This window comes from Lysobacter enzymogenes, assembly GCF_900106525.1.
Classification (GTDB): domain Bacteria; phylum Pseudomonadota; class Gammaproteobacteria; order Xanthomonadales; family Xanthomonadaceae; genus Lysobacter; species Lysobacter enzymogenes.
This window is the reverse complement of sequence record NZ_FNOG01000006.1, coordinates 94454-116809: the sequence shown is the minus strand read 5'-3', so window position 1 is coordinate 116809 and position 22356 is coordinate 94454. Positions and strand designations below refer to the sequence as shown.

The window sequence follows — 22356 nt, the reverse complement described above, 5'->3', positions numbered from 1 at the left end:
GGAACGTTCGCGGACCCGCGGCGCGGGTCAGTCGGAGACCGGCGCGAGGGAACCGTCAGAGGATAGCGTAAAGCGCGCGACGTTCGCGCGGCTGAACGGCGTCAGATCGACCGCTTGGCCGGCGTTGAGGACTTCCACCGCGGCGGTGTTGCCGAGGCGGACGTTGGCGACTTCGCCCGGCGCGTAGCTGCGCTCCTGGCCGGCGCCGAGGATGCCTTCCTCGAGCTTGCGGCCGTCGTTGCCGACGATCTGCACCCAGCTGTCGCCGCTGAACTTGAAGGTCAGCGACTTCGCCCCCGGCGCCGGCGCGGCGGCCGGCGGCAGGCTGGGACCGATGGAGGCGATGACCGGGGTGCGCTGCGCCGGCTCGGCCGCCGGACGCGCGAGCTGGGCGGCGTCGCCGGCCGGCAGCGCGGCCATGTCCAGCGACTGCACCGCCGAGTTGCCGGCGGGGTGACGGGTGGCGATCCAGATCGGCACCGCGATCGCCGCGGTCATGACGATGTAGACGGCGCGGCGGGTGGTCTGTTCGAACACCCGGCGGTAGCGCGGGGTGTGGGTGTGGCTGATCAGCTCCGACGGCGCGGTCGAGGCGATCGGGCTGGCGACCAGTTGCTCTTCCAGGTCGACGCCGAGCAGGCGCGCATAGCTGCGCAACTGTCCGCGCACGAACACCGGCGCGCCGATGCGGGCGAAGTCGTCTTGTTCCAGCGATTGGATCGCGCGCGCGGGCATTTTGAGCTTCGCGGCCACGTCCTCGATCGACAGCCCCGCCGCCTCGCGGGCCTGTTTCAGACGCGCGCCGCAGCTTCCGCCGACTTCAGGCGCGAATTCGTTCGACTGCATCATCACTTACCGCCATCCCCCGATTCGGAGCCCTGCGCGTCAGGGAACTCCGCCCTCATTCGCTGAACGTATCTCGCGGCGGCAGCCCTGTCGCCGAGTTTTTCTTCGATTTGTGACGCAGTCATCAGCGCTTCAGCTGAAATAGGTTCCACGGCCAGACGGCGTTCAGAAAAAGCACGCGCCTCGAAGGCCTTGCCCAGGCGCAGCTGACGCTTGGCCATCGCGCTCAGCGCGGTGGCGTTGGCCGGCTCCAGCGCGAGCGCCTGGCGCAGGTCGCGGTCGGCGCGTTCGCCCTCGCCGGCGCGGTCGGCGCAGGCGCCGCTGTTGGCGAGCAGCACGGCCAGATCGGCGTAGGTCGGGTCGACCCGGGCGCGATCGAAATAGCCCAGGGCTTGGCCCGGTTGCTGGTTCGCGCACAGCCAGACCGCGTAGTTGTTGAGCACCGCGCCGCGCTCCGGCGCCAGCGTGGCGGCCTTGCGGTAGTAGCCGCCGGCCTCGGCGTTCTTGCCGTCGCGCTCGGCCATCAGCGCCATCAGGCTGTAGGCCTCGACCGACTTGGAATCGAACTTCAGCGCCTGACGCAGCTCGTCGCGCGCCTTGGCCTCGTCGCCGGCCTGCAGGTAGCGCTGCGCCGACAGGACCCGGCCGCTGGCCGCGGCCGCGCCGCTCGGCGCGTGCCGGTCGTTCTTGAAGTCGTAGCTCGGGCCGGTCTGGTCGTAGCCCTTGCGCTGCATGTTCGGCTTGATGAAGGACAGGCGGTTGCAGGCGGCGGTGCCGGCCAGCACCAGCGCGGACAGGATCAGGCCGCCCAGCAGGCGACCGCAGGCCGAACCCAGCGGCCGGTCAAGCGGCATCGCCGATCTCCCCGCCGCGGCCGCGGCCGGCGCCCTCGTCCAGCCCCTGCGCCTGCAGGCGCTTGCGGAACTCGGCCTGGCGCCGGGTGCGGTCCATCACCTGGCCCTTGAGCTGGCCGCAGGCGGCGTCGATGTCGTCGCCGCGGGTGCGCCGCACCGGCGCGATCATGCCGGCCTCGTTGAGCAGCTTCTGGAAGGCGCGGATGGCCGCGTCGTCGGGGCGCTCGAAACGGGTGCCGGGGAACGGGTTGAACGGGATCAGGTTGACCTTGGCCGCGTCCTTCATCTGCACCGCGTTGTCGAACTGGCGCAGCAGGCGGACCAGTTGCCGCGCCTGCGCGGGCTGGTCGTTGACGCCCTTCATCAGGGTGTATTCGAAGGTCACCGAGGTGCCGCGCTTGCGCAGCGCGTAGCGCACGCAGGCTTCCATCAGCTCGGCGATCGGGTATTTCTTGTTGAGCGGCACCAGTTCGCTGCGCAGCTCGTCGTTGGGCGCGTGCAGCGACACCGCCAGCGACACGTCGCTGACTTCGCCGAGCTTGTCGATCATCGGCACCATGCCGGCGGTCGACAGCGTCACCCGCTTGTTGGCAAGGCCGTAGCCGAGGTCGTCGCGCATGATGCTCATCGCGCGCACCACGTTGTCGAAGTTCGCCAGCGGCTCGCCCATGCCCATCATCACCACGTTGGTGAGGCGGCGCTGCTGGTGCGGGACGTTGCCGAGATGGCGCGCCGCGACCCACACCTGGCCGATGATCTCGGCGGTGGACAGGTTGCGGTTGAAGCCTTGCGTGGCGGTCGAGCAGAACTGGCAGTTGAGCGCGCAGCCGACCTGCGAGGACACGCACAGGGTGCCGCGGCCCTTGTCGGGGATGTAGACCGTCTCGATCGCGTTCTTCGGGTCCATGCCGAGCAGCCACTTGTGGGTGCCGTCGGTGGAGGGCTTGTCGAACACGACCATCGGCGCGCGCACCTGCGCGTTGGCTTCGAGCTTGGCGCGCAGCGCCTTGCCCAGGTCGGTCATGCCGTCGAAATCGGTGACGTAGCGGTGGTGGATCCACTTCATCACCTGGTGCGCGCGGTAGCGCTTCTCGCCCAGGCTCTGCTCGAAGAAATCCTCGAGTTGGGTGCGGTCGAGGTCGAACAGGTTGGTCTTGCCGTTGTCGGGCACGGCGGCGGCGGGTCGCGCCGGCGCCGCGACCGCAACCGCAGCGGCGTTCGCGTCGACGCGCGCTGCATCGTCCGCGGCCTGCGCGTCGGCGGCGGCGGGACTGGCGTTGGCGTTGTCGCGAATTTCGTTCACTGCGGTCTCGTGTTGGTCGCTGGGTTCAGCGCCGGCGGACCGGCGCGGAACGCAGCAGCGCGAAGCGGATCAGCGCGCGTAGACGTCGGTGGCCGGGAAGAAGTACGCGATTTCGATCGCGGCGTTCTCCAGGCTGTCCGAACCGTGCACGGCGTTGGCGTCGATGCTGTCGGCGAAGTCGGCGCGGATCGTGCCCGGCGCGGCGTCCTTCGGGTTGGTGGCGCCCATCAGATCGCGATGCTTGAGCACCGCGTTCTCGCCCTGCAGCGTCTGGATCACCACCGGGCCGCTGATCATGAACTCGACCAGCGCGGCGAAGAACGGACGCTCGCGGTGCACGGCGTAGAAACCTTCGGCTTCCTGCTTCGACAGGTGCTTCATCTTCGAGGCGACGACCTTGAGGCCGGCCTTTTCGAAGCGGGTGTAGATCTCGCCGATCACGTTCTTGGCGACGGCGTCGGGCTTGATGATGGACAGGGTGCGCTCCAGCGCCATGGAATCTCTCCGGGTAGGCGGGCCGCTTGCGGTCGGCCCTGAGAATAACAGAAAACCCGCGACGGGACGCGGGTTTAGCCGATATGGCTGCGGTAATTCTACATGCATGCGCGGCGATTCGGGAGTGGGCGCGACGCGCACGCGAGCGACTCCCGCCCTGCCCGGCTTTGCCGTTCGCCGCCGTCGGCAGCCCGACATACGCCACCGGATTGACCGCAGGCCCGCGCCCGGACTAGCATCAAACAAGCGTTTGATTCACGTCCGCCTTGCCACCCGGCCCAGGCCGCGTCCCGGAGTCGCCCGACCGCATGTCCAGCACCGCCCATTTCTCGACCAAGGACCGCATCCTCGGCGCCGCCGAAGAACTGTTCGCCCAGTTCGGCTTCACCGGCACTTCGCTGCGCCAGGTCACCAGCCGCGCCGACGTCAACATCGCCGCGGTCAACTACCACTTCGGCAGCAAGGAAAACCTGGTCAACGAGGTGTTCCGCCGGCGCATGGACGAGATGACCACCCAGCGCATGAGCGCGCTGAAGGCGGCGCTGGCCGAGCATCCGGGCGAGCTGGAGCCGATCCTGGCCGCCTTCGTCGAGCCGGCCCTGGCCCTGGCCCAGGACCGCAACGGCGGCGGCGCCTTCGTCCGGGTCATCGCCCGCGCCTACGCCGAGAAGAACGACAGTCTGCGCAAGTTCCTGTCCGACCACTACGGCCACGTGCTGCGCGAGTTCGCCAAGGCCATCGCCACCGCGGTGCCGGGGCTGAGCAAGGAAGAGCTGTACTGGCGCCTGGACTTCCTGGCCGGCTCGCTGACCTATGCGATGGCCGACTTCGGCCTGATCAAGCGTCCCGCCGGTGTCACCGAACAGGCGCACCGTGAACGCGCCGCGCGCGAACTGATCCGCTTCGCCGCCGCCGGCTTCAAGAGCTGAGCGGCGCAGGCGCCGGCCCCGGCGGGGGCCGCGCCGCCGGAGCGCGTCGCGCCCGGTCCCGTACCTCCCGCCGCCGAACACCTCCGCCACGAAAGTCTTCGCTTCGCTCCATCGCGCTTTTCCCGGGCCCGCTGCCTGCCCGCCCGCTTCGATAAAAACTCTATTCCTTCCAAGGAGTTGTAGACGATGTCCAACCAATTGCTAGTCCGTCGCGCCGCGGTCCTCGGGGCCGGCGTCATGGGCGCCCAGATCGCCGCGCACCTGACCAATGCCGGCGTCGACACGGTCCTGTTCGACCTGGCCGCCAAAGAGGGCGCGCCGAACGGCATCGTCGACAAGGCCATCGCCAACCTGGCCAAGCTCAGCCCGGCGCCGCTGGCCAGCAAGGCCCTGGCCGAGCGCCTGACCGCGGCCAACTACGACACCGGCCTGGAACAGCTGCGCAGCTGCGACCTGGTGATCGAAGCCATCGCCGAACGCATGGACTGGAAGCAGGACCTGTACAAGAAGATCGCCGCCTACGTGCCCGAGCACGCGGTGCTGGCCTCCAACACCTCGGGCCTGGGCATCAACAAGCTCGCCGAAGTGCTGCCGGAAGAGCTGCGCCACCGCTTCCTCGGCGTGCACTTCTTCAACCCGCCGCGCTACATGCACCTGGCCGAGCTGATCCCGGCCAAGACCACCGACGCGGCGGTGCTGGAAGGCCTGGAAACCTTCCTCACCACCACCCTGGGCAAGGGCGTGGTGATCGCCAAGGACACCCCGAACTTCATCGGCAACCGCATCGGCGTGTTCTCGATGCTGGCCGCGATGCACCACACCGAGCAGTTCGGCCTGGGCTTCGACACCGTCGACGCGCTGACCGGCCCGGCGATCGGCCGGCCGAAGTCGGCGACCTACCGCACCGCGGACGTGGTCGGCCTGGACACCATGGCCCACGTCATCAAGACCATGGCCGACACCCTGCCCGACGACCCGTGGCACTCGTACTTCAAGGCGCCCAAGTGGCTCAGCGCCCTGGTCGAGAAGGGCGCGCTGGGGCAGAAGGCCGGCGCCGGCTTCTACACCAAGAAGGGCAAGGACATCCTGGTGCTGGACCTCAAGGCCCAGGACTACCGCGTCTCCGCCGGCGAGCCCGATGCCGAGGTCGCGGCGATGCTGAAGGAAAAGGATCCGGCCAGGAAGTTCGCCGCGCTGCGCGCCAGCCAGAACCCGCAGGCGCAGTTCCTGTGGGCGGCGTTCCGCGACACCTTCCACTACAGCGCCTTCCACCTGGAATCCATCGCCGACACCGCGCGCGACGTCGACTTCGCCATGCGCTGGGGCTACGGCTGGTCGCTGGGCCCGTTCGAGACCTGGCAGGCCGCGGGCTGGAAGCAGGTCGCCGACTGGATCGCCGAAGACATCGTCGCCGGCAAGGCCATGGCCAGCGCGCCGCTGCCGAACTGGGTGTTCGACGGCCGCGACGGCGTGCACGACCACAAGGGCAGCTACAGCCCGGGCCGCGGCGCCCAGGTGCCGCGCTCGTCCAATCCGGTCTACGCGCGCCAGCGCTTCCCCGACGCGCTGCTCGGCGAGAAGTTCTCGCAGGGCCAGACCGTGTTCGAGAACGACGGCATCCGCCTGTGGGCCGATGAAGGCGACGACATCGCGGTGATCAGCTTCAAGACCAAGATGCACACGGTCAACGACCATGTGTTGAACGGCATCCAGGAAGCGATCGGCATCGCCGAGAAGAAGTTCAAGGGCGTGGTGATCTGGCAGCCGAAGGAGCCGTTCTCGGCCGGCGCCGACCTGTCCGGCGCGCTCGGCCTGCTGCAGGCCGGCGACATCAAGGGCTTCGAGGCGATGGTCGCCAACTTCCAGGCCACCAGCCAGCGCATCAAGTATTCGCTGGTGCCGGTGGTCGCGGCGGTGCGCGGCCTGGCCCTGGGCGGCGGCTGCGAGTTCCAGATGCATTCGGCGCGCGCGGTGTTCTCGCTGGAAAGCTACATCGGCCTGGTCGAGGCCGGCGTGGGCCTGCTGCCGGCCGGCGGCGGCCTCAAGGAACTGGCGGTGCGCGCCTCCGACGCGGCCGGCCCGGGCGGCGACGTGTTCGCGCACCTGAAGACCGCGTTCGAGAGCGTGGCGATGGGCAAGGTCTCCACGTCCGCGTTCGAAGCGCGCGAGCTCAAGCTCGCCCGCGCCGACGACATCGTCGTGTTCAACGGCTTCGAGCTGCTGCACGCGGCCAAGGCGCAGGCGCGCGGGCTGGCCGAGGCCGGCTACCGTCCGCCGCTGCCGGCGCGCCGCATCCAGGCCGCCGGCGACGTCGGCATCGCCACCTTCAAGATGCTGCTGGTAAACATGCTCGAAGGCCGCTTCATCTCGCCGCACGACTACGAGATCGCCACCCGCATCGCCACGGTGATCTGCGGCGGCGAAGTCGACCGCGGCGCGCTGGTCGACGAGGAATGGCTGCTCAAGCTCGAACGCGAGCACTTCGTGGCCTTGGCGCAGATGCCCAAGACCCAGGAGCGCATCGCGCACATGCTCAAGACCGGCAAGCCGCTGCGCAACTAAGCCGACGACGACATAGGACCCATCGAGATGACCAAGCAAATCCAAGACGCCTACATCGTCGCCGCCACCCGTACCCCGGTCGGCAAGGCGCCGCGCGGCGTGTTCCGCAACACCCGTCCCGACGACATGCTCGCGCACGTGCTCAAGGCCGTGGTCGCGCAGGCGCCGGGCATCGATCTGAGCCGCATCGACGACGCCATCATCGGCTGCGCCATGCCCGAGGGCGAGCAAGGCATGAACGTGGCGCGCATCGGCGTGCTGCTGGCCGGCCTGCCCGACACCGTCGCCGCGCAGACCGTCAACCGCTTCTGCTCCTCCGGCCTGCAGGCCGTGGCGCTGGCGGCCAACGAGATCCGCCTAGGCAACGCCGACCTGGTCCTGGCCGGCGGCACCGAGTCGATGTCGATGGTGCCGATGATGGGCAACAAGGTCGCGCTGTCGCCGTCGGTGTTCAAGGACGACCATGTCGCCATCGCCTACGGCATGGGCATCACCGCCGAGAAGGTCGCCGAGGAATGGAAGGTCTCGCGCGAGGAGCAGGACGCGTTCGCCGCGGCTTCGCACCTCAAGGCGCTGGCGGCGCAGGCGGCCGGCGAGTTCAAGCGCGAGATCACCCCGTACGACGTGATTTCGCACGTGCCGGACCTGTCGAGCAATGCGATCAAGCTGCGCCAGCTGCTGGTCGAGAACGACGAAGGCCCGCGCGCCGATACTTCGGTGGAAGGCCTGGCCAAGCTGCGGCCGGTGTTCCGCAACGGCCAGTTCGGCGGCACCGTCACCGCCGGCAACAGCTCGCAGATGAGCGACGGCGCGGCCGCGATCCTGCTGGCCTCGGGCCAGGCGGTGAAGGACTACGGCCTGACCCCGCTGGCGCGCTTCGTCAGCTTCTCGGTCGCCGGCGTGCGTCCGGAAGTGATGGGCATCGGCCCGATCGCGGCGATCCCGAAGGCGCTCAAGCAGGCCGGCCTGAGCAAGGACCAGCTGGACTGGATCGAGCTCAACGAAGCCTTCGCTGCGCAGGCGCTGGCGGTGATCCGCGACAGCGAACTCGACCCGTCCAAGGTCAACCCGCTCGGCGGCGCGATCGCGCTCGGCCACCCGCTCGGCGCCACCGGCGCGATCCGCACCGCGACCATCGTCCACGGCCTGCAGCGGCGCAAGCAGAAGTACGGCCTGGTGACGATGTGCATCGGCACCGGCATGGGCGCGGCGGGCATTTTCGAAGCGCTGTAAGCCAAGCCGTTCGCGTTACGAAAAACCCCGGGATTTCCCGGGGTTTTTTATTGGCGCCGCGATCGCTCTTTGTAGGAGCGGCGCGAGCCGCGACTGCGCCAACGCAACCACGACGAACGCTTCTCGCACCCGCGCTGCGGCAGCGATTGCAGCTTGTACCGCTACGCCAAGGTTTTCGCCGTAGTTGCGTTGGCGCGGTCGCGGCTCGCGCCGCTCCTACAGGGGGGGGGGGCGACCGTAGATTCGAGAAACAAAAAACCCGGTGCCTGGCTGGACCAGGCACCGGGTGCGCGCGACGCCGCCCACAACTTGGCGCGCGCGGACGATAACGGGGACGACGCGGCCGCCGGCTCGCGGCGGCCGCGCGGGCGAGGCTTACTTCGGGCAGGCGGTGAACTTGCCCTTGGCGTCGCGGCAATGCTTGGTCTCGGCCTTCTTGGTCGCGCAAGCGATGAACTTGCCCTTGGCGTCGCGGCAGCGCTCGGTCGCGGCCTTCGCCGGCGCGGTCTTGGCGGGGGCCGCCGTGGCGGCGGGTGCGGGGGTCGCAGCCGGCTTGGCGGCGGGCATGGTCGCTGCGGGTTTGGCGGCCGGCGTCGGCTGCGCCGCGGGCGCGGGTTGCGGCGCGGCGAACGCGCCCAGGCTCAGGGACAGCAGAACGGAAGCGAGCGAAACGGCGAGCGTGCGGCGCATGGCGAGTCTCCCTGAAAGACGACCCGAATGTGGATCGCAGGGGGATGCTAGCGCTGTCGTGTGCGAGGGGATGTGTTGGGCGGATTAAATTTACTTAATGAAGGTGCGCGGTGCGGGCGTCGTAGGTGCGGTTTCGCGGTCGCGGCTTGCGCCGCTCCTACAGTCGGAATCGTGGCTACGGCCGCCCCCTGTAGGAGCGGCGCAAGCCGCGACCGCGAAACCACACCTACGACGCAACCACCAACGCCCCGCGCGCCCCGCACCCGCCCCACCCGCCTCAGGCCAGCCGCGTCCCGTTCGGCACCGGCCGCTCCACCGCCGTCACCACCACGCCCTCTTCGGTCGGAAACCCGGTCAGCAGGAACTCCGACACGAACGGCCCGATCTGCTTGGGCGGGAAATTGATCACCCCGACGATCTGCCGCCCGACCAATTCCTCGGCCGAGTACAAGTGGCGGATCTGCGCGCTGGTCTTGCGCACCCCGTACGGGCCGAAGTCGACCCACAGCTTCCACGCCGGCTTGCGCGCCTGCGGGAACTCCTCGACCTGGGTCACGGTCCCGGCGCAGATCACCACTTTCTCGAAATCGCCCCAGGTGATCGGCTCGTGCGCCGGGGCGGCGCCGTGTTCGTTCTCGCTCATCGATCGCGTCTCTCGCTGTTGTCCTTGAACCAATCCTTGAACTGCGCCCAGGCGTAGCTCAGTTGCGCGGCCGCCAGCCCGGCGGGCTTGAACGCCGAGCCCAGGCCGTAGCCCGACAGCTCGCGCCAGCGTTCGTCGCCGTGGGCGATCGCGGCGGCCAGCAGCTCGCCGGCGAACGTGGTCGGCGCCACGCCGTGGCCGCCGAAGGCCTGGGCCAGCCACAGCCCGTCGCCGAGATGACCGATCTGCGGCATCTGGTGGCGCGCGTAGCTCATCAGGCCCGACCATGCATAGTCGATGCGCACCCCGGACAACTGCGGGAACACCCGCAACACATCGCGATACAGCAAGGCCTGCACCTGCTGCGGCGAGCGGTCGCGCACCGAGATGCGCCCGCCCCACAGCAGCCGGCCGTCGCGCAGCGGCCGATAGTAGTCGAAGGCGAAACGGCTGTCGTAGATCGCCGCGCGGGTCTGCAGCGCGGCGTCGAGCAGCTCGCCCAGCGGCTGGGTCACCATCACATAGGTCGCGATCGGCATCACCGCCGCGTCGACCTCGCGCCGCAACCCGGCCAGATACCCGCCGCAGGCCAGCACCACCTGCTCGGCGCGCACCTCGCCGCGCTCGCTGCGCACCCGCCAGCCCTCGCCGTCGCGCTCCAGCGCCAGCGCCGGCGAGCCCTCGTGCACGCGTACGCCCAGCGCCTGCGCCTGCGCGGCGATGCCCTGGGCGTATTTGAGCGGATGGAAGTGGAAGGCCTGCGGTTCGAACAGCGCGTCGTGATAGCGCGGGCTGCGCACGCGTTCGCGCAGGCGCTCGCGCGGCCACCACTGCCACTCCACGCCGAAGTGCTCGGCCAGCAGGCGCTGGCGCGCGCGCAGCACCTCCGGGTCGCGGAACCAGTTGGCCCAGATGACGCCGGCCTCGGTCGCTTCGCAGTCGATGCCGTAGCGGCGGATGCGCGTGCGGATCAGTTCGACCGCGTCGAGCGTGCCCTGATACAGATCGCGCGCCCGCGCCGGCCCGAGCTCGCGCAGCAAGGCATCCTCGCCGCGCGAGAAGCCGCCGAACACGAAGCCGCCGTTGCGCCCGGACGCGCCGTAGCCGACCCGCTGCGCCTCCAGCAGCACCACCTCGCCGACGCCGCGCTCGGCCAGCCCGAGCGCGGTGTTGAGGCCGGCGAAGCCGCCGCCGATCACGCACACCCGCGCCCGCGTCGGTTCCTCCAGCGCCGGCCATTGGCGGTCGGAATCGAGGCTGGCGCGGTAGTAGTGGTCGGCGAGTGAGGACATGGACGGGCGACGGCGCAGGGTGGCGGCGGACGGGCCGATACGGCGCGCGCTGCGTCCGGCGCGCCGCCGATCTGCCGACGGAGGAGTGATGCTCGTATAAAGGCGATCGTAATAAATACGATACCGACGATGGAAATCCACCGCGCCGACCCAGCCTATCGCAGACGCAGCCTGTGGCTGCTGCTGGCCATCGCCGCGGGCTGCGCGCTGGCGCTGTGGCAGTTGCACGGCTGGCTGCAGAACCTGCAGGCGCACATCGCCGGCGCCGATCCGATCGAGGCGCAGCGCTGGCTGCGACGCGCCCTCACTGGCCTGGCGCTGGCGCCGGTGGCGCCGCTGTGGCTGTGGGGCGCCGGCCTGCGCCGGCTCGGCCGCGCCGCCGCCGCGCAGGGGCGGTTCCCACCGCGCGACTGGAAGACGTATCGCGACGTGCGCGTACTGCGCGCCGCCGCCGCCGAGGCCTGGGCGCGCCGCAGCGAGCGGCTCGGCCGGCTCGCCCAGCGCGCAGCGCTCGCTTGCGTCGCAGCGGCGCTGGCGGTGGGTTGGTGGCTGGCGTAAGCGCCCTGCCCGATCGCGCGGGTTGGCGGTCTCGCACCGCTCTGGCAGTCGCGGCTTGCGCCGCTCCTGCAGTCAAACCAAGCCAGCCGAAGCCCCTGTAGGAGCGGCGCAAGCCGCGACCGCGACAAGGCAACTGCGCCGCAACTTCCGTCAACCTCGCCCCGCGCCGATGCGCACCACGAACGAAAAGGCCGCCGATCCTCGCGGACGGCGGCCTTCGCGGTACAGCGGCACGGACGGCTCAGGCGAGGTCTTCGACGCCGAGTTCGTTGAGCGCGTTCTGCATCATCTGCCGCGCCGAGTCGCTGAGCTTCTCGTGATCGAGCGCGTAGCGGATCGTCGCCTCGATCAGGCCGATGTGGGTGCCGCAGTCGAAGCGCGTGCCCTGGAAGCGATAGGCGTTGACCGCTTCTTGCTGCAGCAGGGTCGCGATCGCGTCGGTCAGCTGGATTTCGCCGCCGGCGCCCGGCGTGGTGCTCTCCAGCAGCTCGAAGATGCGCGGGTTGAGCACGTAGCGGCCGACCACGGCCAGGTTGCTCGGCGCGACCTCGGGCTTGGGCTTCTCGACGATCGCGGTGATGCGGCCCTGGCGCGCGTCGAAGTTGGAGGTGGCGACGATGCCGTAGCTGCCGGTCTGCTCGCGCGGCACGTCCTGCACGGCGATGGTGCTGGCGCCGCTGGCTTCGGCGGCGTCGGCCATCTGCTTGAGCGCGCCCGCGCCGCCGCGGTTCCAGATCAGATCGTCCGGCAGCAGCACGGCGAAGGGCTCGTTGCCGATCACGTCCTTGGCGCACAGCACCGCATGGCCCAGGCCCAGCGCTTCGGCCTGGGTCACGAACACCGCGCGCACGCCCGGCGGCAGCACGTTGCGGATCAGCTCCAGCTGCTCGGTCTTGCCCGAACGCTCGAGCTTGTGTTCCAGCTCGTAGGCCTTGTCGAAATAGTCCGCGACCGCGTGCTTGTAGCGGTTGGTGATGAACACCAGGGTGTCGCAACCGGCCTCCACGGCCTCGTCGACCGCGTACTGGATCAGCGGCCGGTCGATGATCGGCAGCATTTCCTTGGGAACGGTCTTGGTCGCGGGAAGGAACCGGGTGCCGAGGCCGGCGACGGGAAATACGGCCTTGCGGATGCGTGCAGCCATCAAATCTTCCTGGCGTTGCGGGCGGGAAAGGCCACCACGGTAGCCGATTCCTTGTAATCCGGGTGTTCGCCGATGGGCTGGAACTCCGGAACCGCGACGCGCAGCAAGGCGCCCAGGGCGTCGCGGTCGTAGCGGATCGACGCCTCGCGCAGCTGCACCAGCGAGTGCTCCAGCGCGCTCATCGTCACCTCGCGCGGCTCGGCCTGCAGGATCTTGGGATGCACCGTCGGGCGGTAGCGCTCGTCGGCGTGGAACAAGGTCTCGTGCAGCTTTTCGCCCGGGCGCAGGCCGGTGTAGACGATGGCCACGTCGCGCCCCGGCTGCTTGCCGGCCAGGCGGATCATCTGCTCGGCCAGCAGGCGGATCGGCACCGGCTCGCCCATGTCCAGGGTGTAGATCGCCTCATGGGTGCCGATCGCCGAGGCCTGCAGGATCAGCTGGCAGGCTTCGGGGATGGTCATGAAGAAGCGGGTCACTTCCGGGTCGGTCACGGTGACCGGGCCGCCGGCGCGGATCTGCTCGCGGAACAGCGGCACCACGCTGCCGGCCGAGTCGAGCACGTTGCCGAAGCGCACGGTGACGAAGCGGGTCTTGCGCTGGTCGGCCAGGGCCTGGCAGGTCATCTCGGCCAGGCGCTTGGTCGCGCCGAGCACGTTGACCGGGTCGACCGCCTTGTCGGTGGAGATCAGCACGAAGGTGCCGACCCCGGCCGCGCGGCAGGCGCGGGCGACGGTTTCGGTGGCCAGCACGTTGTTGCGCACCGCTTCGCGCAACTGCGCTTCCAGCAGCGGCACCTGCTTGTAGGCGGCGGCGTGGAAGGCGGCGTCGGGTTCGGCCAGCTTGAGCGCGTATTCGATCACCGCGCGGTCGCCGCAGTCGCCCAGGACCGGGATGAATTCGACGTCGGGGAAATCGCGGCGCAGCGCGGTCTCGGAGGTGACCAGAGCGAGCTCGTCGATCTCGATCAGGGCGATGCGCGATGCGCCGTGGCGCGCGCACTGGCGCACCAGCTCCGAACCGATCGAGCCGCCGGCGCCGGTGACCAGCACCGAGCGTCCGCCCAGCCAGCCGCGGATCGCCTTCCAGTCCGGCAACACCGGCTTGCGGCCGAGCAGGTCCTCGATCGCGACTTCCTTCAGTTCGCCCGGCAGCGAGCGCCCTTCCAGCACGTCCTGCAGGCGCGGGACCATGCGGAACGGCAGGCCGGTGCGCTCGCAGGCAATGACGATGCGCTGCATCGCGTTGGCGTCGGCCGAGGGCATTGCGATGACCAGCAGCTTGGCCGCGGTCTCGCGGGCGATGTCGGCGACGTCGTCGACCTTGCCCAGCACCGGCACGCCCTGGACCTTGCTGCCGCGCAGGCGCGCGGCGTCGTCGAGGAAGCCGATGGGGTGGTAGGTGCCGAAGCGGCGCAGATCGCGCACCAGCGCCTCGCCGGCGCGGCCGGCGCCGAGGATGAGGATCCGCACCGACACCGCGTTGGCGCTGTCGATGCGGCTGTCCTTCCACGCCCGGTACAGCAGGCGCGGCGCGCCGAGCATGCCCATCAGCACCAGCGGGTACAGCACCAGCACGGTGCGCGGCACCTGGTCGACGCGGTTGTAGAGGAACAGCCCGAGCACGATCGCGAACAGGCCGAGCATGCAGGCCTTGAAGATGTTCCAAAGGTCGGGCACGCCGGCGAAGCGCCACAGCCCGCGGTACAGGCCGACCTGCCAGAACACCAGGCCCTGGGCGGCCAGGACCAGGGCGATCTCGGTCGACCACAGCGGCAGCGGCGGCGGCTGCGCGATCACCCCGAAGCGCAGCTTGTGCAGCGCTTGCCAGACCAGCCAGACCATCGCGAGATCGTGCGCGACCACCGCCAGACGAGGCAGCCCGCTCTTGAGTCGATCACGCAATGAGCTCATTCCTGCCTCGCCTGTAAATCTTTGAGTTCGGTCGGTACGCTCGCCGACCCGGCCCTGAGGTCAGGACGCGGCCCGTTCGGTCCGCTGGATCAGCCACCACAAAAAAGCGGCGGATATATACCACCCGGCCCCCATACACAGCATGAAACCGATACGGACTTCGGTCACAAGGTGCAGCGAGACTAAGGACAGTAGCGTGAAAATCGCATAAGCGAGCGTGACCCGGACATGTCCGGCGCGGCGCGCCCACACCTGGTACGCATGCTGGGTGTGCGGGGTCCACCAGCGCTCGCCGCGGCGCACCCGGCGCAGCAAGGTCAGGCTGGAATCGACCATGAATGCGGCCAGCGGGATCAGCAGCAGCGGCGCGTGCCAGGCGTCCAGGCCGGTCGCGGCCAGTGCGCCGATGCCGGCGATGGCGTAGCCGATCGCCCCGCTGCCGACGTCGCCCATGAAGATCCGCGCGCGCGGGAAGTTGAACGGCAGGAACCCGGCGCAGGCCGCCAGCAGCGCCAGCGCCAACCAGCTCCACACCGCCCCGCCGAACCCGGCCAGGGCCAGCGCGACCAGCGCCGCCTGCGAGGCGGCCAGGCCGTTGATGCCGTCCATGAAGTTCCACACGTTGGTCAGCCCGACCGCGAACACGAACGCGGCCAGGGCCAGCCAGGGGTCGCCGCGCAACAGCCAGATCGCCGCCGCCAGCAACGCCGCCGCCAGTACGTGCACGGCCAGGCGCAGCCACGGCGACAGCGGACGGTGGTCGTCGACCCAGCCGATCGCCGCGACCATCAGCAGGCCGACGCCGAACGCCAGGGCCAGCCCGGCGTAGGCGGGAAACTTCAGCGCCAGCGACAGCGTCGCCACCAGCAGCGCGACCACGATGGCGATGCCGCCGCCGCGCGGGGTCGCCACGCTATGGCTGCGGCGCTCGCCGGGCTGGTCGATCAGGCGGCTGCGCAGCGCGTAGGCGCGCGCCAGCCAGGTGCCGGCCGCGGCCAGCACGGCGTGCATGCCGATCCACGCCCACATCGCTCAGACCACCGCGTAGTTGAGCAGCGGCTTGACCGTGCCCCACTCCTTGCAGCTCGGGCATTGCCAGTGGTGGCTGCGCGCGCCGAAGCCGCAGCGGTTGCAGCGGTAGCTCGGGTTGCGCACCAGCAATTGGTCGGTGATGTGCTTGAGGTCGTGCAGGGTCGCCAGCGGGTCGGCGCCCTCGGCCAGGGTCAGGTCGATCAGCGCCGCCTCACCGCGCACCGACGGGCGGTCCTTGAGTTGGCGCGCCAGATACGCGCGCGCCGCCGGCACGCCGTCCTCGGCTTCGACCATGCGGGTCAGCGCCAGCACCGGCGAAATGCCGCGGTAGTGCTCGCACATCTCAGCCAGGAACGCGCGCGCGCCGGTCGGGTCGCCATTGCGTTCGTAGCAGCTCAGCAGCGCCGGCAGCACTTCGGGCAGGTAGTCCGGATCGGCGCGGGCGACGCGTTCGAACGCGCGGATCGCGGCGGCGTCGTTGCCGGCCTCGACTTCGATCCGGCCTTCCAGCATGCCCGCGCGCACCGAGTTGGCGTCGGCCTCGTAGGCGCGCTTGACCGCATCGCGCGCGGCCTGGGCGTCGCCGGCGGCGCGGTGGCGGTCGGCCAGCTCGCATTCGAACTGGGCGATCAGCTTGCCCATCGGCTCGCCGGTCGCGGCTTCAAAGCGCTGCGCGTTCTCGATCGCCTTGCCCCAGTCGCGCTCGGCCTGGTAGATGCCGATCAGATGGCGCAAGGCCAGCGGCGCGCGCATGTCCAGCGCGACCAGGTCGCTGAAGACGGTCTCGGCGCGGTCGAGCAGGCCCGAACGCATGTAGTCCTCGCCCAGCGCCAGCAGCGCCTGGACCTTCTGCTGATCGCTCAGCCCCGGCCGCTGCACCAGCGCCTGGTGCAGGCGGATGGCGCGGTCGACTTCGCCGCGGCGGCGGAACAGATGGCCGAGCGCGACCTGGGTCTCGAAGGTGTCCTTGTCGAGCTCGGCGATGTGCAGGAACAGCTCGATGGCCTTGTCCGGCTGCTCGTTGAGCAGGTAGTTGAGGCCGCGGAAATAGGTGGTGGACAGGTGGCTGACCTGATTGTCGCTATGCCGCTCGCCGCCGCGGCGGCCGATCACCCAACCGCTGAGCGCGGCGATCGGCAGCAACAGGAAGAACCAGAACCACTGACTGATGAATTCCATGCGCTCAATTCTCGGCGGCGGTGACGGCCGGCAGCTGGGCGCCGGTCGAGGCGGTGCGTTCGGCGCGCGCCAGGCGGCGGCGCAGCGGCAGCACCACGCTGGCGCTGATCGCCAGCCCGCCGATCAGCGCGCCGGCCAGCAGCGCCACGATCAGGACGATGCCCAGCGAGGTCGCCGGGACGAAGCCGAAGCCCAGGTCGATGCTGACGCTCTGGCGGTTGAGCGCGCCGAGCAGGGCGCCGGCGGCCAGACACAGCACGGCGATGAGTACGCGGATCAGGCGCATGAGGACTCCCGGTGTTCGTGTGCGCGCCCTGCCAGCGGCAGGCGCAGCGTACGGCAGGCAAAGAGTAGCCGACGCGAAGCAGCGCGGTGTAGGGGAACGCGATATGGCGATGCGCGGCACGAAGGACCGCACGATGGCGAGCGGCGAACGCGCCCTCGCCTGCGGCCGGATCGGGACGATGCCCGGCGGCCATGGCCCGCCGCGGTGGCGGACGGTTGCAGCGGCCTCAGCCTTCCTCGTCCAGCGGGGTCACGCCGCTGACGCGCTCGCGCAATTCCTTGCCGGGCTTGAAGTGCGGCACGTGTTTGCCGGGCAGCGCGACCGATTCGCCGGTCTTCGGGTTGCGGCCCAGGCGCGGCGGACGATAGTGCAGCGAAAAGCTGCCGAAGCCGCGGATCTCGATCCGCTCGCCGGCCGACAAGGCGCCGCCCATCATTTCCAACAAGGCTTTCACCGCCAGATCCACGTCGTCGCCCTTGAGGTGGGCCTGACGCTGGGAAAGGATCTCGATGAGCTCGGACTTGGTCATGCGCAGTGTTGCCTGGCCTTATGAAAAGGTCTTTGGTGAAGATGCGGCCTCGCGCCGCGCGCGATCCCCTGCCGCTGGCCCGCGCGCGTTCCGGCCGAGCCGGCCCGCCGGGCCCGATGCCCCGCCCAGGATGGGGAACGCGGCACCGCGAACATCGTAGACATCTGAAGCATGAAACCGGTGTCGCCCATCGTCCGACGGCGCCGGCGAGCGGCGCCGCGGAGGATGGCCGCCGCCCCGGCGAACCGGGACGGCGGCGGTACAGCGATTACTCGGACTTGCCGCTCAGGCGCTCGCGCAGCAGCGCGCCCAGGCTGGTGGTGCCGCTGGCAGCGTCGCCGGCGTGACGGTTGTAGTCCGCCATGGCTTCCTGCTGGTCGGCCTCGTCCTTCGCCTTGATCGACAGCTGCATGCTGCGGCCCTTGCGGTCGGTACCGATGATCTTGGCCTCGACGTCCTGGCCGACCTTCAGGTACTGCGACGCGTCCTCGACGCGCTCCTTGGCGATGTCGCGCGCGGCGACGTAGCCTTCGATGCCGTCGGCCAGTTCGATCACCGCGCCCTTGGCGTCGACTTCCTTCACCACGCCCTTGACGATCGAGCCCTTGGCGTTGGAAGCGACGTACTGACCCATCGGGTCCTGCTCCAACTGCTTGACGCCCAGGCTGATGCGCTCGCGCTCCGGATCCACGGCCAGGACGACGGCTTCCAGCGTGTCGCCCTTCTTGTAGTTGCGGACCACGTCTTCGCCGGTGGTGTTCCAGCTGATGTCGGACAGGTGGACCAGGCCGTCGATGCCGCCGTCCAGGCCGATGAAGATACCGAAGTCGGTGATCGACTTGATCTGGCCTTCGACCTTGTCGCCCTTCTTGTGGATGGCCGCGAAGGTCTCCCACGGGTTCGAGGTGACCTGCTTCATGCCCAGCGAGATACGGCGACGCTCTTCATCGACGTCGAGCACCATGACCTGAACTTCATCGCCGACCTGCACGATCTTGGACGGGTTGACGTTCTTGTTGGTCCAATCCATTTCGGAGACGTGGACCAGGCCTTCGACGCCCGGCTCGATCTCGACGAACGCGCCGTAATCGGTGACGTTGCTGACCTTGCCGAACACGCGGGTGTTGGCCGGGTAGCGGCGGGCGATGTTGTCCCACGGATCCTCGCCCAGCTGCTTGAGGCCGAGGCTGACGCGGTTGCGCTCGCGGTCGTACTTGAGCACGCGCACGTCGAGTTCCTGACCGACTTCCACCACTTCCGACGGATGGCGCACGCGCTTCCACGCCATATCGGTGATGTGCAGCAGGCCGTCGATGCCGCCCAGGTCCACGAACGCGCCGTAGTCGGTGAGGTTCTTGACCACGCCCTTGAGGATCGCGCCTTCCTGCAGCTTCTCCATCAGCTGCTCGCGCTCGACGCTGTACTCGCTCTCGACCACCGCACGGCGGGAGACGACGATGTTGTTGCGCTTGCGGTCGAGCTTGATGAGCTTGAACTCGAGCTCCTTGCCTTCCAGGTACGCCGAGTCGCGCACCGGACGCACGTCGACCAGCGAACCGGGCAGGAAGCCGCGGACGTCCTTGATGTCGACGGTGAAGCCGCCCTTCACCTTGCCGCTGATGCGGCCGGTGATGGTCTCGTTCTTCTCGAGCGCCTGCTCGAGTTCGTCCCACACCATCGCGCGCTTGGCCTTCTCGCGCGAAAGCACGGTTTCGCCGAAGCCGTTCTCGATGGAGTCGAGGGCGACCTTGACTTCGTCGCCCTCGGCGACGTCGATTTCGCCGGCGTCGTTACGGAACTGTTCGATCGGCACGATGCCTTCGGACTTCAGGCCGGCGTTGATCACCACCACGTCGCCGCGGACTTCCACGACGACGCCGGTGACGATGGCGCCCGGCTTCAGCTTGGCCAGGTATTGCTGGCTCTGTTCGAACAGTTCGGCAAATGATTCGGTCATTGGATTTGATTACTCGGTTGAACACACGGATCGCACCGTTTGACATCGTTGCCGTCGTGGCAACGCAAGCAGAACGTGGTCGACCCACCCGTTATGTGATGCGATGCAGCCGCATCATGTGTTGTGGTTGATCCGACGCGGGTGCGCCGGGGCTTTGGTACAACTGCTTCTGCTGCGAAGGTTTCGTCGCGCCGCGCCGTTCAGCGCGCAGGCAGCAAAGCCAGCACCTGTTCGACTACCGTGTCGATTCCAAGACCGGTGGTGTCGATGCGGACGGCATCAATGGCCGGGCGCAAGGGAGCCACCGCGCGCTGGGCGTCACGGGCGTCGCGGGCGAGAATCTCCCGCAGCAGACCGTCTAAAGTAACCGAAACCCCCTTGTCCTTCAACTGCTTATAGCGCCTTTCCGCGCGTTCATCGGCGCTGGCGGTCAGGAACACCTTGTATTGGGCGTCCGGGAAGATGACCGTGCCCATGTCGCGGCCGTCGGCGACCAGGCCCGGCGCCTGCCTGAATGCGCGTTGGCGGTCCTTGAGCGCCGCTCGGACCTCGGGAATGGCGGCGATGGCCGAGGCGGCCGCGCCGGCGGTCTCGGTGCGCAGCTCGTCGGTGGCGTCGACCTCGTTGACCAGCACCCGCAGCTCGCCGGAGGCGTCGTCGCGGAAGCCGATGTGGGTGTCGAAGGCGCAGCGGACCAGGGCGGCCGGGTCGGCCAGGTCCAGGTCGGCCCAGCCGGCGGCGACGCCGACCGCGCGGTACAGGGCGCCGGAATCCAGGTAATGCCAGCCCAGGCGCTGGGCGATCAGGCGGCTGATGGTGCCCTTGCCGGAGCCGGAGGGGCCATCGATGGTCAGGACGGGAACGGTGGGGTTCGGGGAAGATGCGCTGTTCATATGCCGCATTATGCGGCCGACGCGGCCCCGGCGGACCGCCCTCGCCGGCCCGGCCGGCGAACGGATTTTGCGTCCGAGTGCGCAACCACTTGATCGGCCGACATTTTGTCCGCTACAATCGCGGGCTAGCTTTTCCCAACCCATCCCATCCACTCAACCAGCCGAGATCTGTCATGAAGGTCCTGTCCTCTCTGAAGTCGGCGAAGGCCCGCCACCGCGACTGCAAAGTCGTTCGCCGCCGCGGCAAGGTCTTCGTGATCTGCAAGTCGAACCCGCGTTTCAAGGCGCGTCAGCGCTGATCCGCAGCCGCGGACGTTGAGTCCGCCGCTTGAGGTTCAAGTCGAAAGCCGCCGCAAGGCGGCTTTCTTCGTTCCAGCCCCCCTCCACCGGCCCGTCTTTACGTCCGGGCCGGCCCTGTTTCGCCAAACCGTGACGGCCGCACCCTGCCGCTACGCGTCACCTTGTGCCTAGAATCCCGCGTCCTTTGCCAGGTGAATTCGCCATGAAGCTGCGCGTTGCCGTTGCACCCCTGCTCGCCCTGCTGGCCCTGTCCGGCGCGGCCTCGGCCGATACCCTGCTGATCCAGCGCGTGCAGGAACAAGGCAAGGCGGCCCTGCCGGCGCGCGGCCAGAGCATGGACCAGGTCAAGGCGCGCTACGGCGAGCCGGCCCAGCGCCTGGATTCGCGCGGTGGCCAGAAGAAAGCGTGGCCGCAGATCAACCGCTGGGTGTATCCGGCCTTCACCGTGTACTTCGAGAAGAGCCGGGTGATCGACGTGGTGGCGAACAAGGCCGGTGCCGGCGAAATCGGGCCCAAACCGCCTATCCTTTGAGGTTATGACCAACAACGCATTGCGCTTCCCCGCGGAGTGGGAACCCCAGTCCGCGGTCCTGATCGCGTGGCCGAACGCCGACACCGACTGGGCCGACCGCCTGGGCGAGGTCGAAGAGACCTACATCGCCCTGGTCGCGGCCATCACCCGCTTCCAGCCGGCGCTGATCTGCGTGGCCGACGACGACGTCCAGGCCTACGCCCGCGCGCGCCTGTCCTCGGCCCGGATCGACATGTCGCAGGTGCGTTTCATCGACGCGCCTTACGACGACACCTGGCTGCGCGATTCCGGCCCGATCACGCTCATGCGCGAGGACGGCGGCTTTCGCTTGCTCGACTTCCGCTTCACCGGCTGGGGCGGCAAGTTCGACGCCAGCCAGGACGACCTGCTGGTCGAACGCCTGCATGAGCAGGGCGTGTTCGCCGACAGCGAGCGCGAGAGCATCGACTTCGCCCTGGAAGGCGGCGGCATCGAGACCGACGGCGCCGGCACCCTGCTGACCACCTGGCGCTGCCTGCACGAGCGCCATCCCACGCTCAGCCGCGAAGAAATCACCGCCAAGCTGTCGGCGTGGCTGCGCCAGGACCGGGTGCTGTGGCTCGACCACGGCTACCTGGAAGGCGACGACACCGACGCCCACATCGACACCCTCGCCCGCTTCGCCGCGCAAGACGCCATCGTCTACCAGGGCTGCGACGACCCGAGCGACTCGCATTACCCGGAGCTGCAGGCGATGGGCGCCGAACTGGCCGCGCTGCGCACCCGCGACGGCCAGCCGTACCGCTTGTTCGCGCTGCCGTGGGCCAAGCCGATCATCGACGAAGACCGTCGCCTGGCGGCCAGCTACGCCAACTTCCTGATCGTCGACGGCGCGGTGCTGATGCCGGCCTACGGCGACGCCGCCGATCCGGCCGCGCAGGCGGTGCTGGCGCAGGCCTTCCCGGACCGCGAAATCGTCGCGGTGCCGTGCCGGTCGCTGATCTGGCAGAACGGCAGCCTGCATTGCGTGACCATGCAGTTGCCTCGGGGCGTGGTGGCGTAAGCCGCAGGGTGCGTCGCGCAAGTCGCGCGGCGCACTTCGTCTCACGCTCACGGCTCGCGCTCCCGGCCCCAGCGAGCCGCGAAGCCGATCTGCGTGACCTCGCAGGTCGTTGCACATTCTCACTCCGTCATTCCGGCGAAAGCCGGA

At 69.2% G+C, this 22356-nt stretch carries 22 protein-coding genes; 7 read left to right on the top strand and 15 right to left on the bottom strand.

The window, feature by feature from the left end:
- Window positions 1–27: 27 nt before the first annotated feature.
- From BLU84_RS15940 to ndk, 4 genes are all read right to left on the bottom strand, one after another.
- A complete protein-coding gene (locus BLU84_RS15940) occupies window positions 28–852 on the bottom strand; it encodes a helix-turn-helix domain-containing protein (RefSeq protein WP_425479398.1) in 825 nt (274 codons plus the stop codon).
- Window positions 849–1700 carry a tetratricopeptide repeat protein gene (locus BLU84_RS15935; protein WP_083382686.1) on the bottom strand — a complete coding sequence of 284 codons (852 nt, stop codon included), beginning with the start codon at window positions 1698–1700 and terminating at the stop codon, window positions 849–851. The genes BLU84_RS15940 and BLU84_RS15935 overlap by 4 nt, the downstream gene beginning before the upstream one ends.
- A complete protein-coding gene (rlmN, locus tag BLU84_RS15930) occupies window positions 1690–2871 on the bottom strand; it encodes a dual-specificity RNA methyltransferase RlmN (RefSeq protein ID WP_074870264.1) in 1182 nt (393 codons plus the stop codon). The genes BLU84_RS15935 and rlmN overlap by 11 nt, the downstream gene beginning before the upstream one ends.
- A 201-nt stretch (window positions 2872–3072) precedes the next feature.
- The gene (gene ndk, locus BLU84_RS15925; RefSeq protein WP_074869384.1) at window positions 3073–3498 is read right to left on the bottom strand and encodes a nucleoside-diphosphate kinase; all 426 of its coding nucleotides are present in this window, start codon (window positions 3496–3498) and stop codon (window positions 3073–3075) included.
- Window positions 3499–3806: 308 nt separating this feature from the next.
- Between ndk and BLU84_RS15920 the strand changes: the two genes are divergently transcribed.
- The 3 genes from BLU84_RS15920 to BLU84_RS15910 all read left to right on the top strand — a co-directional run bounded on the left by BLU84_RS15920 (window position 3807) and on the right by BLU84_RS15910 (window position 8222).
- Window positions 3807–4427 (top strand): TetR/AcrR family transcriptional regulator, encoded by a 621-nt coding sequence (locus BLU84_RS15920; protein ID WP_074869381.1) that lies wholly within the window; start codon window positions 3807–3809, stop codon window positions 4425–4427.
- A gap of 186 nt (window positions 4428–4613) precedes the next feature.
- Window positions 4614–6989, top strand: a complete 2376-nt coding sequence (locus BLU84_RS15915) for a 3-hydroxyacyl-CoA dehydrogenase/enoyl-CoA hydratase family protein (RefSeq protein ID WP_074869379.1) — start codon at window positions 4614–4616, stop codon at window positions 6987–6989.
- A gap of 27 nt (window positions 6990–7016) precedes the next feature.
- Window positions 7017–8222: an acetyl-CoA C-acyltransferase gene (locus BLU84_RS15910; protein WP_074869376.1), complete on the top strand. Its 1206-nt coding sequence runs from the start codon at window positions 7017–7019 to the stop codon at window positions 8220–8222.
- A 375-nt stretch (window positions 8223–8597) separates the two neighbouring features.
- Here BLU84_RS15910 and BLU84_RS27535 read toward each other — a convergent pair whose 3' ends face one another.
- The 3 genes from BLU84_RS27535 to BLU84_RS15895 all read right to left on the bottom strand — a co-directional run bounded on the left by BLU84_RS27535 (window position 8598) and on the right by BLU84_RS15895 (window position 10847).
- A complete protein-coding gene (locus BLU84_RS27535) occupies window positions 8598–8912 on the bottom strand; it encodes a hypothetical protein (protein WP_211664558.1) in 315 nt (104 codons plus the stop codon).
- A 277-nt stretch (window positions 8913–9189) separates the two neighbouring features.
- Entirely contained in the window at window positions 9190–9555 is a 366-nt protein-coding gene (locus BLU84_RS15900; protein WP_074869372.1) for a tRNA-binding protein, read from the bottom strand.
- A complete protein-coding gene (locus BLU84_RS15895) occupies window positions 9552–10847 on the bottom strand; it encodes an NAD(P)/FAD-dependent oxidoreductase (protein ID WP_074869369.1) in 1296 nt (431 codons plus the stop codon). The genes BLU84_RS15900 and BLU84_RS15895 overlap by 4 nt, the downstream gene beginning before the upstream one ends.
- A 129-nt stretch (window positions 10848–10976) precedes the next feature.
- Between BLU84_RS15895 and BLU84_RS15890 the strand changes: the two genes are divergently transcribed.
- On the top strand, window positions 10977–11405 hold the full coding sequence (locus BLU84_RS15890) for a hypothetical protein (protein WP_074869366.1): 429 nt from the start codon (window positions 10977–10979) through the stop codon (window positions 11403–11405).
- Between the two features lie 241 nt (window positions 11406–11646).
- Here the strand turns inward: BLU84_RS15890 and galU are convergent, their stop codons facing one another.
- From galU to cmk, 8 genes are all read right to left on the bottom strand, one after another.
- Complete coding sequence (gene galU / locus BLU84_RS15885; RefSeq protein ID WP_074869363.1) at window positions 11647–12549, bottom strand: UTP--glucose-1-phosphate uridylyltransferase GalU; 903 nt, start codon at window positions 12547–12549, stop codon at window positions 11647–11649.
- Window positions 12549–14459: a polysaccharide biosynthesis protein gene (locus tag BLU84_RS15880; RefSeq protein ID WP_074869358.1), complete on the bottom strand. Its 1911-nt coding sequence runs from the start codon at window positions 14457–14459 to the stop codon at window positions 12549–12551. Before BLU84_RS15880 ends, galU begins: the two co-directional genes overlap by 1 nt.
- A gap of 60 nt (window positions 14460–14519) precedes the next feature.
- Window positions 14520–15488: an MraY family glycosyltransferase gene (locus BLU84_RS15875; protein WP_074869355.1), complete on the bottom strand. Its 969-nt coding sequence runs from the start codon at window positions 15486–15488 to the stop codon at window positions 14520–14522.
- Between the two features lie 3 nt (window positions 15489–15491).
- Window positions 15492–16670, bottom strand: a complete 1179-nt coding sequence (gene lapB / locus BLU84_RS15870) for a lipopolysaccharide assembly protein LapB (RefSeq protein WP_074869352.1) — start codon at window positions 16668–16670, stop codon at window positions 15492–15494.
- A gap of 4 nt (window positions 16671–16674) precedes the next feature.
- Window positions 16675–16956 carry a LapA family protein gene (locus BLU84_RS15865; RefSeq protein WP_074869349.1) on the bottom strand — a complete coding sequence of 94 codons (282 nt, stop codon included), beginning with the start codon at window positions 16954–16956 and terminating at the stop codon, window positions 16675–16677.
- Between the two features lie 226 nt (window positions 16957–17182).
- Entirely contained in the window at window positions 17183–17485 is a 303-nt protein-coding gene (locus BLU84_RS15860; RefSeq protein WP_057947915.1) for an integration host factor subunit beta, read from the bottom strand.
- Window positions 17486–17753: 268 nt separating this feature from the next.
- Complete coding sequence (gene rpsA, locus BLU84_RS15855; protein ID WP_074869346.1) at window positions 17754–19442, bottom strand: 30S ribosomal protein S1; 1689 nt, start codon at window positions 19440–19442, stop codon at window positions 17754–17756.
- A 200-nt stretch (window positions 19443–19642) separates the two neighbouring features.
- Window positions 19643–20335: a (d)CMP kinase gene (gene cmk / locus BLU84_RS15850; RefSeq protein WP_074869343.1), complete on the bottom strand. Its 693-nt coding sequence runs from the start codon at window positions 20333–20335 to the stop codon at window positions 19643–19645.
- A gap of 173 nt (window positions 20336–20508) precedes the next feature.
- On the opposite strand from cmk, the gene ykgO reads away from it, so the two are divergent.
- The 3 genes from ykgO (at window position 20509) to BLU84_RS15835 (ending at window position 22209) form a co-directional block, all read left to right on the top strand.
- Window positions 20509–20634: a type B 50S ribosomal protein L36 gene (gene ykgO / locus BLU84_RS15845; RefSeq protein ID WP_010342887.1), complete on the top strand. Its 126-nt coding sequence runs from the start codon at window positions 20509–20511 to the stop codon at window positions 20632–20634.
- Window positions 20635–20837: 203 nt separating this feature from the next.
- The gene (locus tag BLU84_RS15840; RefSeq protein WP_074869340.1) at window positions 20838–21167 is read left to right on the top strand and encodes a hypothetical protein; all 330 of its coding nucleotides are present in this window, start codon (window positions 20838–20840) and stop codon (window positions 21165–21167) included.
- Window positions 21168–21171: 4 nt separating this feature from the next.
- Window positions 21172–22209 carry an agmatine deiminase family protein gene (locus BLU84_RS15835; protein ID WP_074869336.1) on the top strand — a complete coding sequence of 346 codons (1038 nt, stop codon included), beginning with the start codon at window positions 21172–21174 and terminating at the stop codon, window positions 22207–22209.
- The last annotated feature ends 147 nt before the right edge of the window (window positions 22210–22356 follow it).